General features: G+C 42.5%; 16 protein-coding genes, 1 tRNA gene and 1 pseudogene. 12 read left to right on the forward strand and 6 right to left on the reverse strand.

All coding sequences use genetic code 11. From position 1 onward, the window contains the following. Positions 1–102: 102 nt before the first annotated feature. From BS19_RS11930 to BS19_RS11945, 4 genes are all read left to right on the forward strand, one after another. Entirely contained in the window at positions 103–1,239 is a 1,137-nt protein-coding gene (locus BS19_RS11930) for a porin (RefSeq protein WP_038175522.1), read from the forward strand. An 84-nt stretch (positions 1,240–1,323) separates the two neighbouring features. Continuing rightward, complete coding sequence (locus BS19_RS11935; RefSeq protein ID WP_425425014.1) at positions 1,324–1,911, forward strand: YccT family protein; 588 nt, start codon at positions 1,324–1,326, stop codon at positions 1,909–1,911. A gap of 108 nt (positions 1,912–2,019) precedes the next feature. Beyond that, a complete protein-coding gene (gene gltX / locus BS19_RS11940; RefSeq protein WP_038175524.1) occupies positions 2,020–3,447 on the forward strand; it encodes a glutamate--tRNA ligase in 1,428 nt (475 codons plus the stop codon). Between the two features lie 255 nt (positions 3,448–3,702). After that, the gene (locus tag BS19_RS11945) at positions 3,703–4,680 is read left to right on the forward strand and encodes an OmpA family protein (RefSeq protein ID WP_038175525.1); all 978 of its coding nucleotides are present in this window, start codon (positions 3,703–3,705) and stop codon (positions 4,678–4,680) included. A 68-nt stretch (positions 4,681–4,748) separates the two neighbouring features. Here BS19_RS11945 and BS19_RS11950 read toward each other — a convergent pair whose 3' ends face one another. Beyond that, on the reverse strand, positions 4,749–5,255 hold the full coding sequence (locus BS19_RS11950) for a hypothetical protein (protein WP_038175526.1): 507 nt from the start codon (positions 5,253–5,255) through the stop codon (positions 4,749–4,751). 305 nt (positions 5,256–5,560) lie between these two features. Between BS19_RS11950 and BS19_RS20585 the strand changes: the two are divergent. The 4 genes and pseudogenes from BS19_RS20585 to BS19_RS11965 form a co-directional block, all read left to right on the forward strand. Then, a pseudogene (locus BS19_RS20585) lies at positions 5,561–5,656 on the forward strand (transposase); the annotation flags it as partial. A gap of 171 nt (positions 5,657–5,827) precedes the next feature. Then, a complete protein-coding gene (locus tag BS19_RS11955) occupies positions 5,828–7,021 on the forward strand; it encodes an alpha-xenorhabdolysin family binary toxin subunit A (RefSeq protein ID WP_038175527.1) in 1,194 nt (397 codons plus the stop codon). A gap of 67 nt (positions 7,022–7,088) precedes the next feature. Next, a complete protein-coding gene (locus BS19_RS11960) occupies positions 7,089–9,458 on the forward strand; it encodes a hypothetical protein (RefSeq protein ID WP_038175528.1) in 2,370 nt (789 codons plus the stop codon). 93 nt (positions 9,459–9,551) lie between these two features. Then, positions 9,552–11,465 (forward strand): alpha-xenorhabdolysin family binary toxin subunit A, encoded by a 1,914-nt coding sequence (locus BS19_RS11965; RefSeq protein WP_038175529.1) that lies wholly within the window; start codon positions 9,552–9,554, stop codon positions 11,463–11,465. 242 nt (positions 11,466–11,707) lie between these two features. Here BS19_RS11965 and BS19_RS11970 read toward each other — a convergent pair. Continuing rightward, positions 11,708–11,784 (reverse strand) — tRNA-Arg (locus tag BS19_RS11970). 52 nt (positions 11,785–11,836) lie between these two features. After that, positions 11,837–12,970, reverse strand: coding sequence for a flagellar assembly protein FlgT (locus BS19_RS11975; protein ID WP_038175530.1), 1,134 nt, complete (start codon positions 12,968–12,970; stop codon positions 11,837–11,839). A 163-nt stretch (positions 12,971–13,133) separates the two neighbouring features. On the opposite strand from BS19_RS11975, the gene BS19_RS11980 reads away from it, so the two are divergent. Together BS19_RS11980 and flgP are read left to right on the forward strand one after the other, a co-directional pair. Next, positions 13,134–13,769, forward strand: a complete 636-nt coding sequence (locus BS19_RS11980; protein WP_038175531.1) for a FlgO family outer membrane protein — start codon at positions 13,134–13,136, stop codon at positions 13,767–13,769. Positions 13,770–13,777: 8 nt separating this feature from the next. Next, a complete protein-coding gene (flgP, locus tag BS19_RS11985) occupies positions 13,778–14,209 on the forward strand; it encodes a flagellar assembly lipoprotein FlgP (protein ID WP_038175532.1) in 432 nt (143 codons plus the stop codon). Positions 14,210–14,282: 73 nt separating this feature from the next. Here flgP and BS19_RS11990 read toward each other — a convergent pair whose 3' ends face one another. The 3 genes from BS19_RS11990 to flgA form a co-directional block, all read right to left on the reverse strand. Next, positions 14,283–14,708, reverse strand: a complete 426-nt coding sequence (locus BS19_RS11990; protein WP_038175533.1) for a flagella synthesis protein FlgN — start codon at positions 14,706–14,708, stop codon at positions 14,283–14,285. A gap of 17 nt (positions 14,709–14,725) precedes the next feature. Continuing rightward, the gene (flgM, locus tag BS19_RS11995) at positions 14,726–15,049 is read right to left on the reverse strand and encodes a flagellar biosynthesis anti-sigma factor FlgM (RefSeq protein WP_038175534.1); all 324 of its coding nucleotides are present in this window, start codon (positions 15,047–15,049) and stop codon (positions 14,726–14,728) included. Positions 15,050–15,131: 82 nt separating this feature from the next. Next, positions 15,132–15,878 carry a flagellar basal body P-ring formation chaperone FlgA gene (gene flgA, locus BS19_RS12000; RefSeq protein WP_038175535.1) on the reverse strand — a complete coding sequence of 249 codons (747 nt, stop codon included), beginning with the start codon at positions 15,876–15,878 and terminating at the stop codon, positions 15,132–15,134. A 76-nt stretch (positions 15,879–15,954) separates the two neighbouring features. On the opposite strand from flgA, the gene BS19_RS12005 reads away from it, so the two are divergent. Beyond that, positions 15,955–16,881 carry a chemotaxis protein CheV gene (locus BS19_RS12005; RefSeq protein WP_038175536.1) on the forward strand — a complete coding sequence of 309 codons (927 nt, stop codon included), beginning with the start codon at positions 15,955–15,957 and terminating at the stop codon, positions 16,879–16,881. A 12-nt stretch (positions 16,882–16,893) separates the two neighbouring features. Next, the gene (locus tag BS19_RS12010; RefSeq protein WP_038175537.1) at positions 16,894–17,721 is read left to right on the forward strand and encodes a protein-glutamate O-methyltransferase; all 828 of its coding nucleotides are present in this window, start codon (positions 16,894–16,896) and stop codon (positions 17,719–17,721) included. Positions 17,722–17,852: the final 131 nt, after the last annotated feature.

Genomic DNA, 17,852 nt, shown 5'->3' on the forward strand with positions numbered 1-17,852 from the left:
GTTTGCCACTATGCCCCTGTCCATAAATACCGCCCCTCGAAGCAGCAAGTTAGAACTGTGAGAGGGGCAAGGAAAATTCAAAAACAATAGGGGTTATTTCTTATGTCTCATTTTAAAAAGACACTTCTTGGCGCAGCAGTATCAAGCTTAGTGCTGAGTGGCGCAGCTTTCGCTGACGGTGCTAACAGTGATGCTGCAAAAAACTACTTAACCAAAGACTCTTTTGCTTATGAAGTCTACGGTATCATCGCGATGCAGGCCGCGTTTCGTGATTACGATACCGGCTCTCAAACAAAAGATGATGAGCTTGGTGGTATGCAATTAAACAATGAATCACGTATTGGTTTCCGTGGTAAGAAAGATTTTGCTAATTTTGGTCCTGCGTTTATTTGGCAGATTGAAGGTGGTTATGTTGATCCAAGTTTCGGTGGCGAAGGCGCAGGTCTGGGTGAACGAGATACCTTCGTCGGTTTTGAAGGTGATTCACTTGGGCAGGTACGTCTTGGTCGCGTACTCACGCCGATGTATGAGCTAGTTGACTGGCCAGCGTCGAATCCAGGTCTTGGTGATGTGTATGACTGGGGCGGAACAATCGGTGGCGCCAAATATCAAGATCGTCAATCTAATACCATCCGCTGGGATACACCAACCTATTTTGATGCACTCTCGTTAGATATCGCCGCGGGCTCAGGAGATAAAGCAGGGCTAGGCGCGGGGGATGATTATTGGCTCGGTGGTGCAGCGCACTACAAAGTAGGCCCTATCCAATTTGACGCCGCTTATGAAGGTAACCGCAACATTCAAGGTGAAGGGACGCAGTGGAGCAACGACTCTTACTTGATTGGTCTACAAGGTTGGTTTGACAACGGGATCTCTTTCTATGCCCAGTACAAAATGATGGATGCGAAATCTCGAGAAGGGGTGGAAGAGAAACTCAATGCGATGTCGGCAGCACTGATGTACACCACAGGTGACTGGCAATATAAGATTGGTTATGCCGCCAACTTTGAGTTAGAGCGTGACGGTAAAACCATCGAAAACTCAGGCGACAACGTTCTATCGGGCCAAATCATGTACTTTGTTGACCCATCAGCGGTGCTCTATGCTCGTGCTCGTACACTCGATTTCGGTGAAGAAGTCTCTTACACAAACGGCCACGTTGACGCCGATAAAGGGACGATTCGCGGCAAATCAGGTGACTATGTCGAGTATTCAGTGGGTGTTGAATACTACTTCTAAAGCGTGGATTAGACACACAATCTTTATTTAACGATGACAGGGCATTGATTGAAATGCCCTTTTCCCGTTGCTTCAATCGAGACCATTATGAAAAAATTAATATTCGCTATCGTGACTTTACTGATGTCATTTTCGCTTTTTGCTCAAACGACGTTGACGCTACAAAAAGAGATCACTGCGCAGTTATTAAATAGTCAGCATGTTTCAGTCTCCGAAGGTAATCAGATCTCAGTGGTCACTGGACATAACCAACTTGCTGTAACCATCGGCCAGATCGTTTTTGAAGATGGCAAACGAAGAAAGTTTGACTCTGATTTGTTGGTGCTGACTTTTGATGTAGCTAACTCTCAGCAGTTACAACTTAGCTATTCAACATTTCGTACGATTGAAGAGGCCAAGGCTTTTTCATCTCAACCACAACTCTTGTTGCAAGACTCACAAGGCAATCCACTCGAATTTGAGTTAGTTCAGCTGAGAAAAAATGGCTTACAAGGCTTTCGTGATTACCAACACGAAGTGGCAGAGTACAACAGCGCGTTTGTCAATTCTCAGCAATCTGCACCAAAACAAGACCGTTCAACACTCGATAAAGATTTACGGCAATCGTTTTTACACATGAGCCGTGAGCAGCAACAAGGCTTTATGCAGTGGGCAATGAAAAACTTAAAATGATGTCAAGGATTGTAGATTTGCATATCGGTGCTAAAATAACGCGCAATTTTGGCATCACTTATCTTTTATGTTGAGGGTGCAGTCATTTAGACAATCAAGGTATTTTACATGACGGTTAAAACTCGTTTTGCTCCTAGCCCGACAGGCTACCTTCACGTTGGTGGTGCACGTACTGCACTTTACTCTTGGCTATACGCGAAAAACCAAGGTGGGGAATTTGTTCTACGTATCGAGGATACTGACCTTGAGCGTAACTCTAAAGAAGCGGTCGATGCGATCCTAGAAGGCATGGAATGGCTAGGTCTTGAGTGGAACGAAGGTCCTTACTTCCAAACTCAGCGCTTTGATCGTTACAACGAGATGGTTGATAAGCTTTTAGCAGAAGATAAAGCCTACAAATGTTACGCATCTAAAGAGCTGCTAGACGAAGTTCGCGCCGAGCAAGAAGCCAACAAAGAGATGCCTCGTTACGATGCAAATCACCCAAAAATTAAAGCGGCAAACGAAGCGGCGAAAGATGGCGATCCATGTGTTATCCGTTTCCGTAACCCGAAAGAAGGCAGTGTGATTTTTGATGACCAAATCCGTGGTCGTATCGAAATCAACAACAGCCAAATGGATGATTTAATCATCCGTCGTACCGATGGTTCGCCAACGTACAACTTCTGTGTTGTGGTTGACGACTGGGATATGGGCATCACTCACGTTGTACGTGGTGAAGACCATATCAACAATACCCCTCGCCAAATCAATATCTATGAGGCGCTCGGTGCACCAGTTCCTACATTCGCACACTGTGCAATGATTCTTGGTGACGACGGTGCCAAACTGTCTAAACGTCATGGTGCGGTATCAGTGATGCAGTACCGTGATATGGGCTACCTACCTGCGGCACTGAACAACTACTTAGTGCGTCTAGGCTGGTCTCATGGAGACCAAGAGATTTTCACTCAAGAAGAGATGATTAACCTATTTAGCCTAAACGCTGTCTCTAAGTCGGCATCAGCGTTTAACACTGAAAAGCTACAGTGGTTGAACAACCACTACATCAAAAACTCAGATCCTGCCTACGTTGCAGAGCACCTGCAATGGCACTTAGAACAGCAGAAACTCGATGTAACTAACGGGCCGGCGATTACGGATGTGATTTCGTTAGTTGGTGAGCGTTGCAACACGCTAGTAGAGCTAGCTGAGCAAATCCGTTACTTCTACGAAGATTTCGCTGAGTTTGAAGCGGGCGCAGCGAAGAAGCATCTACGTGGTGTTGCAAAAGAGCCTCTTGAACTAGCACTTGCAAAAGTAGAAGCACTTTCTGATTGGACAACCGATAACATCAAGCAAGATGTGATTACTGCGGTTTGTGAAGAGCTAGAAATTGGCATGGGTAAAATCGGTATGCCGCTACGTGTAGCAGTAACGGGTGGCGGTCAATCTCCTTCTGTAGACGCAGTAATGGAATTGATTGGCAAACAGCGTTGTATTGCTCGTATTAAGATGGCGCTTGATTTCATTGCTGAGCGTGAAGCCAACGCCTAACCGAGCCCGTAATGTTTGTTTTCAAACCGCAGCCTTTGCTGCGGTTTTTGTTTTTTAGCCGAGAGCATAAACGCTTAACCTGTGCGTATTACCTTTAGTACCAATATGCTAACTATCAGGGTTATTGCTATATTTTGGTGAAGGTATTTTGCTGAGTGTATGCAATAATGCACATTAACTTCATCGGTGAGTCAGTAAAGTCGCTTTTCCGCTGAGGTTATACAACCTATACATAATGAGAAATGGGGAAGACTCATGAATAAGTTAGCAGTGATAATTTCAAGTACGCTTGTATTGGCATCCATGAGTGCAAATGCAAACTTTTATGTCGGCGGTAAAGTCGGGAAATCTTGGTTAGATGACGCTTGTACGTCGCTTACCGCTGATTGTGATGATGACTCATTGACTCTTGGCCTTCTGGGTGGGTATGAATTTTATGATTGGTTTGCACTTGAAGCCGGTTATGACTATTTAGGTGAATTTACGGTTGATGGGGTGGATAACGACACTGTGAGTGCGTGGACATTAGCGCCCAAGTTTACTTGGCATTTTAGTGAAAGTGCTGGTTTGTATGCAAAAGTCGGTGCGGCGCGAGTGGACTATGCCAGCGCGAATGACACGACGTTCTTGGGGGCGATTGGTTTTGAGTTTTTTGCCAGTAACCCTCTATCGGTTCGATTAGAATATCAACAATTGTCAGACGTTGGTGGCAATTGGACCGATGCGAGTGCACACTCTGCAACGTTGGGATTTGTTTACTCGTTTGGTGCTAACCAACAAGCAACCACTGAACCTTATATCGCTGAAGAGCCGATGGTTGAAGAAGTCGTCGAAGAGGTGGTTGAAGAGGCGGTTGTTGCGCCCGTAGTCAAAATTTTTGAAGCGAAAGTTATCGATTCAGGGGCCTTTGAGATAAATAGCTCTGAACTCAAGCCTGAAAGCCTTCCTGTATTTGATGAGCTAGTTAGCTTTATGAAGCAGTTCCCACAATCGATGGTCGAAGTGACGGGTTATACGGATTCATCGGGTGCGGCGGCCTACAATCAAAAATTGTCAGAGAAACGCGCCCAATCGGCAGCAGATGTATTGGTTGAGCAAGGCATCGATCGTTCGCGTATTACGGTGAGTGGGGAAGGGGAAAACAACCCTATTGCCAGCAATGACACTCCACAAGGGCGAGTGAAAAACCGCCGCGTTGAAATTATCGTCCCTGCTTTTGAATACCAAGAGTAGTCACTCTTTTATTGTTGCTTAAACCAAAGCCTTGGAATATCACCAAGGCTTTTTATGTGATTAGGCAGTTACTTAAGATCAATGCTATTTAACCGCCCCATAAATTCCAAAATTTCTAAGTTCTCTTTGTTGGCCTCGAGCAGTGCTTTTTTGGTCTTAGTATAAGCGGCAAGTCGTCCATGTTTTTTAATCGAACAGACCACGCTTCTATAAATCAATTTGCCATTTTCATCATAGTTGCGCCATGCCGCGATGTAGCACTCATCTTTAGCGCTAGGATTTTCTTTGGTTGGTCTGGGCTTAAAAATTATCTTGGGTTCAATGGAGTGGGGAAGACGAGTCATTAAGTAAGGATCTTTCAGTAACCTGCGCCAAAATTTCCCCCACATTTCGCTACCAAGCTCATTGCGTAACTTTATCGCCTTCTTCAGACCTTTCTTTTCCCCAATGCGGATGTAGCCCACAGAGCGATGCAAAACGGTATCATCAGGCGTATGAATATGAATTTTAAACGCAGTCTTTGCTTTTGAGATAAAGCGGTGACCTGTGTTGGTTTCTAAATTACTTTTCTTCATATCTCAGGTTATCGATAACTTTGTTATTAACCATTTTAGATGAATCTTGCGAGATGGTGAAGATAAGAAAAACAAAGGGTCAGAAATGAGAAACATTTCTGACCCTTTTCATCTTTGGCGCTCCCGACAGGATTCGAACCTGTGACTGGCTTTGTTGCTTAAATCGACGGGCTCTAAATAATCGCGTCTTTAACTATAAACTATATTTTCGACAGAACCATCTCTCTTCCATACACTAAAAACAAGCACAGTTCAATACTCTTTTTACACGCTGAATGCTGCGCGCAAGGGTACAGCAGGCTCATGATACCCAACCTGTCCGTGAATTAGCCGCCAGTCTGATAGATAAATTGTACGGTGATAAAGGGTATTTGAGTAAAGCATTGGAAGTAGATCTCGCGTGTGAGGAGTTACCAAATTTGGTTGGGTAGGATATATGAATCTCTTTGTTTCAAATATTACATTTTAACTATTACATTTTAATAACATATATTGATATTACTATCATCAAAAGGTGTGCAAATTAGAACTAATAGATAAACGATAATTTTTGTCACGTAAGGAAACATAGTATGAAATTGAAAATAACCGCTCTAGCTATTTTATTTGCATGTGGTTTTTCTGCAAATTCTCTAGCACAAAAAATTGGTGATGTACCAAAAGACTTTACCTACACAAACGAAGAAACGAACCAAGAGAGTTTTGTTTTAAGTACAGATGAGTGGGTAGCCATTCAAATTTTTGCTGCAGCAGCAAGGACTTTGCCTATCACCGAAGAGGATATGCACAATGCATTTCAATTAGGTTCTTTGGACTTTGGTAGTAACTATAAAGAGCTTTTGAGCAGTTATCAAAGTGTACATGATACTTCAGGGCAATGGCTTAATGCGGGAGGGTATAGAGATCAAATGGTCGGCTTAGCCACAGATATTGTCATTTACTCGGATGATGTTCTGACAGGGAGTAAGAATATTTCATCTGTTGTTGAAAAAATATGGTTAGCTATTTTGAAAAATGATCTTGCACTGGGTGACAGTTATTTAACCGTTACTCGAATACTACTGGAAAAAATGCTCACCAATACTCAAGAGTATTATGATAAGGCTGATGATCTCAGTATAAAACTGACCGGATTTATTAATATTTTAAATAAAGAATATCAGGATCTTAAAGTGGTCCAATCAAAAAATTCCGACATTCTACAAAATGACGGTTCAGCAACAAAAGACGAGATAGACAAATTACAAGATAGAGTCGAAGAAGTAAATAGAAAATATAGCAAATGGGTAAAAGTGGCGGCAACGTCCCCAGTCTACTCTACAGTTGCTGTTCCTTTTGGGTTAATTGCATCGATCAGTACTGCATCTGTGGGGACTGCAAAAGCCATTGCATTAAAAAACGAAATTAAATTCATCAAAGAGGATATTGATAATCTGACTAAGCGGCTCAAGACAGAGGAGCTCACTTACGCGTCATGGCAGCTTGCCAATAGCAGTATTACAAACACACGAGATCAATTATCAGAAGCACTTAATGCACTTGAGAAACTCAAAGGTGCTTGGGTGCTCGTTGTTGCTCAACTAGAAGCGGCACTTGAAGGTATACAAGAAGCAAACAGTGAAGATGTTATCAGTAACCCGAATTTACTGACTGCTTTAACGCTAACCGCTCAAGAACTTGGATATTTGGAGAACCGCTGGGAAGAAATCAAAGACTCTACCGAAGACTGGGTACGAAACGCTTACGTGACTCAAAGCAACGAATAGCAAACTTAAGGCAGCAATAAATTGGGCTGCCTTTATTTTTCCCCACTAAGTTGATGGAGTACTGCTTATGTTTTTTAAGAAGAGCAAGGTTTTTACAGGGTTGCTGCTAGCAAGTTTTGGAGTATCAGCAAATCCATGGTCTGACTATTACGATGTTTCTATCCCAAGTTATATGCCGGGTCAAACGGAGGAAGTTAGCGATATTAGTACCCGTAAAGTTGTTAGGCAAGCAATGTTGCTTGACGCAGAGGATTTAAATAAAACCTTCAAGCAGTATCCGGAAAGAGGGCGGTATATTTTTATTGCTGATACGTTATTGCTTGATAAAGTCATTTCAGAAAATATTCAAGGTAAACACATTGTTATCCTGGCGAGAATTATTGAGGGTGATGGGCTTATTGGCTTTAGTCAACGGGAGGATACTAACACATCTGTAACTATCATTGCCGACAAGATTGAATCAGGAATACTCATCACTTCTGCATCAGGAAGCATTACTCGTGTTGAAGACAAAGAGGAAAACTTCAAATTTACATACAGAAACTTACGTGGTAGGGAAATCGTTACTTATGATAGCGAAAGTATAGAGGGAATGATTGTACAACTAAACGAAGATAAAGATTATATTTTCAAGCGTGCCTATGATTACGGTGCGTCGATTTACGATAGTAAACCGCAGCTTAGCATTGATATACTCAATTGGTATGCCGATATTTTGTCAAGCAGTGATTTTCTAATTAATGAGGAAAATGAGTGGGATTTTGACGATATTTTCCGTTCCCTTAAGAGTCTATCTTTATTTTATGCCTCTTCTAAAAAATCCCAGAATTTTGTTCCAGTACTTGATTTAAGCTTATATTTCGATAATTACAGTCAAATTCTGGATGCCATGGCAGCATTTCAAAGCGAGTATGACCAGTTCGAAAACCACCAAAACGATATTCAAGTACGGAAAAACAGTGCTCGTCTGATGTTGGATAAGCTAGATCATGCTCTTAGTGCTCAGCAAGGTATTATTGAAAACCAAGAACGACAGATTGCCTCTTTCCAAAATAGTATCGAGAGCAGAATTGAAAGCTTTAAGGAACAAGAGGGTGTAGTAAAAACAGCCAAACAAAATTTCAGGCAGGGTATTATTGACTATCAGCAAAAGTTTATTGCTGGGCTAACGATCGAAGTGTTTAGCTCTTTGGCTGAACTGGGCTCATCAGTGATTTCTGCATTTGTTATAGGACCTGCAGCATTAGGAGGCACGGCACAAGCAGTAGGTGATGCCGCACAGGGCGCTCAGCAAGCAGTGACGATTGCGAAACGGTTAGAGCAACTTAGTAAAGATATCAAGAAGATCAAAGATCTCAGTGCTAATTTAGATAGCATATTGAAACTAATAAAAAATAATCAACTAACAGCAGAGCTAAATGAACTCATGAGAGACTTAGGAGTCGATATGCCTGATCTCGGCTCTTCTAGTACAAGCTGGAAACTGGCCAAAATTGATATTGATACTGTGCTTGGTGCTGCTCAAGATCTCGGTGTTCTAGGCACAAGAGAATACAAAAGTGAGCTATATAAGCTTATGACTTGGGGTTCGAGTTTGTCTGAGTTGCAAGTGAAATTTATTATAGCCACATATAGGTTAACTGAGCTTCAGTTGGCGAAAGAGGCTATTGAAAAAGATTATGCCAGTGTAGTTCAATATATAGATGGTTTAGATACTGACGAACAAGCGTTGAAAGAAGTAGAACAATATCTTTTCCGAGTATATAACCTATTTAAGCGCCCACTTTATAGCGCTTTACTTAATTACAACGCAGCTTACAAATATCATACTTTTAAAGATAGTACAGTAACACCTCGAGTTAATACCAGTTACTTGGAGTACAATAAAAATCTAGTTTCTATGGATCAGCAGCTTACCAATGCGATGGAGGTTTTTTATGAAAATCCTCCTCAGAGTTTTGTAATAGATACGAACCTTGGTGATAAAACTTCTCTAAATAGGCTTCTGGAAACCGGTGAATTTAGTTTTGTTATTGATGAGAAAAACCATGAAAATTTTGGTGGTGGAATATTTAACAATAAAGAAAGAGTACGTTTAGATAGTATTGGCGTAGAACTGTATGGTTCAGAGCTGAAAGATGGAAAATATGAATTTCAAATAACACATACAGGCGAATTTAGAGATTTTTATCAAAGTGAGCCATATATGTTTAACACTAAGGAGTCTCATCGAATATATTCATACTTTAAACAAGGAGATGAATATAAAATTATCACGCCAGGTGACATATCTGAAGACTTTGGAAAGTTTATCTTTAAACCAACACCATTTTCTACTTGGACTGTTAAATTATTTGAATATGAAAAATTCGATTTGAGTAAAGTCGATAGTATTAAGATCTTCTTTTCTGGGGAATGGATAACGCCCAAGTTTTAGACTTAAATTATTATCCTCGCGCTATACAATTATATGCTGTGGCGCAATTCAAACCTCGGTATTAGTGATACATTTAGATTATGAGAGGCAATTATGAACTGGTGTAAAACAGCATTGGCAGCGTCATGTATATTGGCAGTACATAACATATCGCTGGCAGAAGGTGTTAATGGCTTTGGGAATCCGGACGTATTTTCATCTGAAAGTGATGATTTTCTTTTGAGCGAAGAAGAATGGATTAAATTGAATATGCTGGCTCGAAGCGCGAGCATATTACCTGTTACTCAAGAGAGTATGCGTAAGCGTTTTAATATGAGCAACAACGTGGCTTTTGATGATGTATATCAGGGGATGCTCACCAATTATCAAAACATTAATCAAATATCAAGTCAGTGGTTAGGCGAATCTGGTTATCGAGATAGAATAATTTCTTTGTTCGAGAATTTGATTGTCTACTCTAACGAGGTGGATGACATATCGAGTGAGATGTTACATCAAGCTCAACTCATTGTGAAAGCTGCTGAGAACTTAGATGATATGGCATTTGAACGGGCAAAATCTGATTTGATAATAATACTTGAAGCTATGCTTGAGGATGCGAACAAATATTATCAAGATGCTGACTCGCTCGGGAATGGCCTCACAGACTTTATCAACTCTCTTGATGTTCAGGTGCAGGCTCTTGATCGGTTGCAGAGCGCAAATCAGGGCATACTAGAAAACGATGGAAGCGAAGCAAGTAGAGAAATTGATGAATTAAAACGAAGAATCGATGAGTTGAACCTAGAATATCGTAAATGGGTAAAAGTCGCAGCAACGACGCCAACGTATGCATGGATTTTTCCTTTTGGAACCATTGCTGCGATAAGTACAGCAGGTAGTGGTTCTGCCAAAGCTGCGACTTTGAAAAATCAAATTCAGTCTATTCGTGAAGATGTCGTTGTGTTAAGAAAAGAGATGGCTCACGATCAAGCCGTTTATTTATCCTGGAGTATTGCCACTGATAGCATAGATAAAATATTAGAGAGTAGCCGTTTAGCGCTGGCCGAGCAGCAAAGATTGAGGGGAGGTTGGGCTCTGATTTCCAGCCAATTGAAAAGGGTTATTAAAGGTATTGATGATATAAACAGTGATGATGTGCTTCACGATCCAGATAATATTATTGCAGCCTATGTGACTGAACTAGAGGTCGAGAAGCTAAGATCTCGATGGAAAAATATTGGCAGTGAAAGTGAGGCATGGTTAGCTAATTCTGATGTGACTGGCATATCCTCTACACAGTTTAGTGTACCAATTCAGAGTAATCTAGCTGATGATCTTGGCATTTCATACTCGACAGTAAGCGTAGAATATAGCACGGGTTTATCTTGGCCCACATATGATTACCAACAAGCGACAGGCTTATGTCAAGAGCAAGGTATGCGTCTGCCAACTAAATTTGAATTAGAAGAGATGCAAGCTTGGTTTAAACAGTATGAAGATATTGACCCTAACGTATGGCCAATTGCTAAGAATTATTGGTCATCTACCCTAGACCCTGAGGGGCGTTACTACACAGTTGGCGTTGATGGCGGAGGTTCAACTCTTTATCCGCATGGACATCAATACGTGGTCTGTACCGGTGGTGAAGTGTTGAATACTCCTTTACCGCCACCGTCGCAAACTTCAAATGAATTTTCTTTGCCACTAACTAAAGATGAGGCTGATGCTGGAGGTTATTCTTACACGGGGCATAAGTCTGAAATAGACTTTGGGCCGAAGTGGGCTACTTTTACTTACGAACAAGCTAAAAGTATGTGTGAGCAGAGAGGTATGAAGCTGCCAAGTGCAGACGAGCTAAGTACTTTTGTGAAGGAGAGAGCCATAGGTTGGCCGACCCTCAGGGAGTATTGGACAGAGAATAACCCCCAAGAATATAGCTGGGATTATGTGATAAAGATTAGTGGTTCTAATTCAATTGTGTTCATGAAGTATTGGACTGGCTACGCTTCCTGCAGCCTACAATAACTCAGTTTATCGGAGCTGAAGGCGACACATAACAAAGGCTCTATACGCCATTGGTGCCGATGAAAGATGAGCTTAGTTTAAGGAAAGTGTAACTCTGATTGGCTTAGCCTAATTTTTGGATAAGTTAGCAGCATGATTACAAGGGCCAGTGCAGGCTTGTATAACTTGACTCGTTAATTGGCTCAGAAGCAGTAGAGACAAAAAAGAGTTAGCAAATCAATCTGCTAACTCTTTGAAAAATATGGCGCTCCCGACAGGATTCGAACCTGTGACCTGCCCCTTAGGAGGGGGCCGCGCTATCCAGCTGTGCCACGGGAGCGTACAGTTATGATACTGAATTCAAAGAATAAGTTAAGCACTGTCCATGTTTTTTACATTTGTTTGTGCATAACATCGCCAATTTGAATGCTTCCTGCAAGCTCAGCTTGATCAACGGTCAGTTCCGCTTCATTTTCGTAGACGCGTGAAACGGTTAATGTAACATCCGTTGCGGTTACTTTATTGCGCGGTAAGCCACGTTGATCGATAAATGAACCAGTATGCCAAAGCTGCAAGGTGTCGCCTTCCTCGACGCCATGAACGCGTCCTAAATCGATAGTGATAGTGTTGCCCCATTTGGCGACCACTTCAGGTAGCGTAATTTTGCAGGATATTTCCGCCTCTAGATCAAGCATGATATTGCGGCTGACTCGCAGCATCATATTGCCGTAAGTCGAGGCCCAAAAGCGCGCGCTTCGTGTATCAACTTGGCTGGTTTTTGCAAAGGGCCAACTTGCGACCTCGCGGTAATTACGATTGTAAACTTCGTTACCGGTTTTGCCATCGAAGACAGTCATTTCAAGAGCAAACTGACGGTTGATAACATCACTGCTAAGCAATTTACTGTCAATGGTTGCGGTTAGATCGGTGATAACACCACCAATAATGTATTGGGCGCCAGTATCTTGAGCGATCATTTTCAGACGCTCCGGGTTCCGTTTATCTATCTCAAAGTCAGTGGTTCCGACTGAGACGAAGTTAACTGACTCTTGGTCGAGTTGGCGGTTGATGACACTAGCAAAATCATCCCCAACATCATAAATCTGGCCCATAACCGCCTGTTGAGGTGAGGCAATATCAACATTGCCGACCAAAAATGTCTTTTTATACTGACTGACGTGGCAACCCGTTGCCGATGGGTAAATGTCGATGCGTGCTTTTACAAACATAGTGTCGCGACGTTTTCTCTGTTCATCGACCACAATGTAGCGTATTTCGCTATTGGTAAATTGATATTCGTTACGGTTACTCTCCAGGATTGGACGTATGTTGGCAATACTGCCGATATCGGCACCTGAAAAACTGACGGCCTTATACAGCGCATCTTCCAGTGCATGGATGCGGGCGACCTCTTCAGAAGAGACTATCGTGGCTGAGCCTGTGACTTCATACCAACCCGCAGATGCAACTTGACTCCACAAACTGACATAAAAAGTTGATAACAAGATAAGTAGAGATTTTTTCATGTTTATTTACCAAGTTGGTTCATTTTTTGCTTATTAAAACTTAGCGGATTTAGGTGTTGCCTTTCAAAACGATTACACAGTTTGAAAAGCAAGGAATGTTCCACTTTTAGAAGAGAGCTAAAAGATTCGACATTTTAAGCCTTAATGTATCGGAGATTAGAGAATGAAAAAATGGCTATTGCTAGTGCCCGTGGTGTTTCTCACCGCCTGTGCCTATGCTCCAATTTATAATGGTAAAGAACCTTATTCAGGCTCACAATTTATGTTGATGGAGAGTCCGCGTCATACTCTTGACTTCTTTGTTGAGAGCTTGACGGAAGATTTAATGATCTCCAATACGAGTGTTTCGGCACGGACACCGATTGCCGTGACCTCTTTTGTCGATCTGCAGAATATGGATGCAAGTAACTGGTTGGGTAATTCAGTCTCGGAAGGGTTTATCCATCAATTTCAACGTCGCGGATTTAAAGTGATTGATTTCAAAACCACTGGGTCGATTCAAGTAACGCAGCAGGGGGACTTTGCATTTAGCCGCGATTGGAAGGATCTCGCTCAAGAACAAGACATCCAATATGTGTTGACTGGCACTATGCTACGTCAAGAAGGTGGGGTATTAGTCAATGCCCGTGTGGTGGGGATGCAATCGCGTGTGGTTGTTGCAACGGCGCAAGGCTTCTTACCGGCGGATCGTATTGGTCGAGATTTAGACACGCTCAATAGTATTCGTACTCAAGATGGTGTACTTATACGTTCAGACCCAACTATTACTCAACCTTACACGGTTATATTGCGTCCATAGGTGGTGACATGAAAAAACTATTTCTCCTCGCGGTGGTATTGATAATGGTGGGGTGTCAGCCATTAAATAACATGCGTCCGGATGACTTTCTGACGGCGGTGGGTTATGCCAGTATTGGTGAACAGATCGGCCGCAATGAAGAAGAAAAGCAAGTGCGTGCGATGCGTGCTTCTAAGATTGATGCATACCGAGAATTGGCAGAACAAGTTTATGGTATGCGCGTCAGTGGCCGGGCTGATTTAAAAGATCAACGTTTAGGAACGGAATTAACCTCTGGCGCTGTGGATGGGGTGATTCGTGGTGCCGAAGTGGTGCGCAGCTATAAAGTGGGTGACAGTTATGTCACAGAGTTACGCCTTGATATCCAGAAGATGAATAAGTTGCGCGATTACGGCGAAGTGCAACAAGTTCCAGAAAAACGACAACAAACCCTGTTCTAAATTTCTTCTCTCTCCGATAACAAAAAAGCGGCAATTATGATTGCCGCTTTTTTGTTATCGGTATCAATTGGCTTTAGGCTTTGATGTTAGTGCCCAAGGTTGTCACGTTCTTAGTTTGGCCTTCTGCGGTATAGGTCATACCGAGCTTTCCTTGTGACTGTTGCATCATATTATTGAGTTTATTGAAACTGAGTTGTGCTCGCTGCAATGCTTGGCCATTGATGTCATTTTCTTGTTGGCATACGCTGATGAGTTCACGGATTTTATCAACCAGAGGGCTCAACTCTGGATCCGTGGTTAGGCTATCTACATCAGGGTGGCGACGAACACGTTCATCGGTGGTTTGAAGTTGCTCAATCAAGGTGACTTTTTGCTTGGCAATGAGCTCAATATCTTTCGACACTCGGTTGGCAATCGCTTGTTTTTCTTGCGCAAGAACATCACTCAATTCTAGAGCGCTTTTATATTGAAACTCGATTAATCCTAGTAGTGCCGCCATAAGTTATGATCTCGAGGTTACAGCCCGCCGAACTCTTTTTCAAATTTCATCATGTTGTCCGCGAGTTTTTCTGGGTTTACAGTATAAGAACCGTTCGCAATCGCTTCTTTTATCGCCGCGACTTTTGCCTTATCAAAGCTAGGTTGGGCTGCCATTTGAGTATGCATTTCACCCATTGCCTTACCTTGTGAGCTAAGAGAAACGGCGTCTTGTGCGACGCTAGACTTCTTCGCCGAGTCAGAGCCACTAGTTGGACTGCTTTCACTGTTGTTACGCACGGACCCTCTCGTTGACGAAGTAGAGAGAGGCTGTCCCGAACGTACGTTATCGATACCTGCCATAGTTGAGCCTTTTTTGAAGATAGATGCTTGTACTGTCAATATCGACTATTACAGCCTGAACTTTAGCTTTTTTTTCATTCAGCTAAAAGATCACTGTTACTTCAGAAATTCCAGTTACACGTCCTTCGATTATACGATTGGATTTGCTATTTTTCACTCTTATCTGTTCACCGAGTGAACCATCTGTGAGTGCGACCCCTTTTGTGGTGATGGTCATGCCTGATCTGGTTGCTCTAATGGTTACGGTTTCACTACGACACACCACGCAAATATCGCGCTCTTCAAGAATTTCACCTGAATGAAGGTTTTTCTTTGTTTTTGCGCCAATGACGGCGTCAATTGAGGAAAAGCCTTGCCGCCTAAAGCGTTGCAGGTCTACCATACTAATAGTGACATCTTGTGGTGAAATAAGCTGCCCTCGTGATAGTGCAGTGGTCAACACGACTTGAGGGCCAGTACGGGTCAAACGCACAGGGACGTAAATTCTCCAGTCTTCATCGAGACATTCGACGAGCACAGTAATGTTACTTGCACTAGGATTACTAGAAGAAGACGAAGTTTTGAGGCCTGCCGGGCAATCGGTTGCAAAGATCCGAGAGTCGATATCGGCAGCAGAAACTTCGAGTGTGCCACCAGTAGGCCACTCAACAGTGGAAAGTATGTACTCTTGCGCAGCCAGTTGAATATTTTCAATTTGGCCCTCTGTTGCAGATGTAGCTGAAAAACTAAAGAAAAAGAACAAAAAGCCGATAGACTTATAAAACTTTTTATAGAAAGCTCTACAATTAGTTATGGATAATGAGCAGAAGGTCGATTTAGGATGTTTCATTCTTTTTCTCATCTGTTTTCATGGCGTAAAGTAGACTACCATTTTTTTGCATGAAGTTTGAGATGGAGATGAGCTTATGACGGGTATTCTTGATTCAGTGAATCAGCGTACGCAACTCGTCGGTCAAAACCGATTAGAACTCCTAACGTTTCGCTTAATGGGGCGCCAGCGTTATGGAATCAATGTATTTAAAGTAAAAGAGGTTCTGCAGTGCCCTAAGCTCACTTCAATGCCAAACTTACATCGTCTTGTTAAAGGGGTGGCTCATATACGAGGCCATACAGTTTCAGTTATCGATTTAAGTTTGGCGGTTGGCGGCAGGCCGACCACTGATGTTGAAAAAGCGTTTGTAGTGATTGCCGAGTTTAACCGCACGATTCAAGCCTTTTTGGTTACCTCGGTTGAGCGTATTATCAACATGCATTGGGAGGCGATTCTTCCTCCTCCAGATGGTGCAGGTAAGTCTAACTATTTAACCGCGGTTACTAATATCGATAACGAGCTAGTCGAAATTCTTGATGTTGAGAAGATCCTTGCAGAAATCGCACCAGTTGATGAAACTATGGATGCATCCATTGGTGAAGAAATTGCGCAGGTCGAAACAGAGAAAGAGATTGTTCGCCGTATTTTAATTGCGGATGACTCAACTGTTGCTCGTAAACAGGTCGAACGTGCGATTGTATCACTGGGTTTTGAAGCTGTTTCCGTCATTGACGGCAAACAAGCTTACGAAAAGTTGCTGGAAATGGCGGCCGAAGGCAGTATCTACGAACAGATTTCGTTGGTTATTTCCGATATAGAAATGCCAGAAATGGATGGTTACACATTAACAGCAGAAATAAGACGTAACCCTGATCTTAAAGACCTTTATGTTATTCTGCATTCATCACTAAGTGGTGTGTTTAACCAAGCGATGGTGGAGCGAGTTGGTGCGAATTCATTTATAGCCAAATTTAATCCAGATGAGCTTGGTAATGCAGTAAAAGCTGCACTTACAAAATAAAAAGAGACATTAATGACAGCGATAACTATAAGCGATCAAGAATATCGTGATTTCAGCCGCTTTTTAGAGTCACAGTGCGGTATTGTTCTTGGCGATAGCAAACAATACTTAGTGAGAAGTCGTTTGAGTCCACTGGTAACTAAGTTCAAGTTGACCTCATTGTCAGATTTGCTCAGAGATGTTGTTACTGGGCGTAATCGTGAACTGCGTGTTGCCGCCGTGGATGCCATGACAACCAACGAGACGCTATGGTTTCGTGATACCTATCCGTTTGAAGTGTTAGCGAATAAGCTGTTGCCGGAAGTGGCGGCAAACAAGCGCCCGATCAAAATTTGGTCGGCGGCAAGCTCTTCAGGCCAAGAGCCTTATTCAATGGCAATGACGATACTGGAAACTCAGCAGCGTAAGCCGGGTATGTTGCCAAGCGTGTCGATTACTGCGACGGATATTTCTGCCAGTATGTTGGATATGTGCCGAGCTGGGGTGTATGACAATCTTGCTCTCGGTCGAGGCCTCTCTCCTGAACGTCGACGCCAATTCTTTGAAGATGCGGGTGATGGACGTATGAAAGTAAAAGATAACGTCAAGCGCTTGGTTAACTTCCGGCCACAAAACTTGATGGATAGCTACGCATTACTTGGTAAATTTGACATTATCTTCTGCCGTAACGTACTGATTTACTTCTCACCAGATATGAAATCTCAAGTATTAAATCAAATGGCCAATAGTCTTAACCCTGGAGGCTATCTGTTACTCGGAGCTTCTGAGTCACTCACTGGGCTGACTGATCGTTTTGAAATGGTACGCTGTAATCCAGGTATCATTTACAAGCTGAAGTAAACTATCGTTGTCTTGTTATTACGCCCAGTAAGTCTGCTGGGCGTTCTTGTTTGTGCTTTCGTCTACCATCTATACTACCTAGTAACTCAATCTCTTACACTGTGAGCTAAATTACTACGCTATAAAGTTGG

The sequence above is a fragment of the Vibrio pacinii DSM 19139 genome, assembly GCF_000711795.1.
GTDB classification, from domain to species: domain Bacteria; phylum Pseudomonadota; class Gammaproteobacteria; order Enterobacterales; family Vibrionaceae; genus Vibrio; species Vibrio pacinii.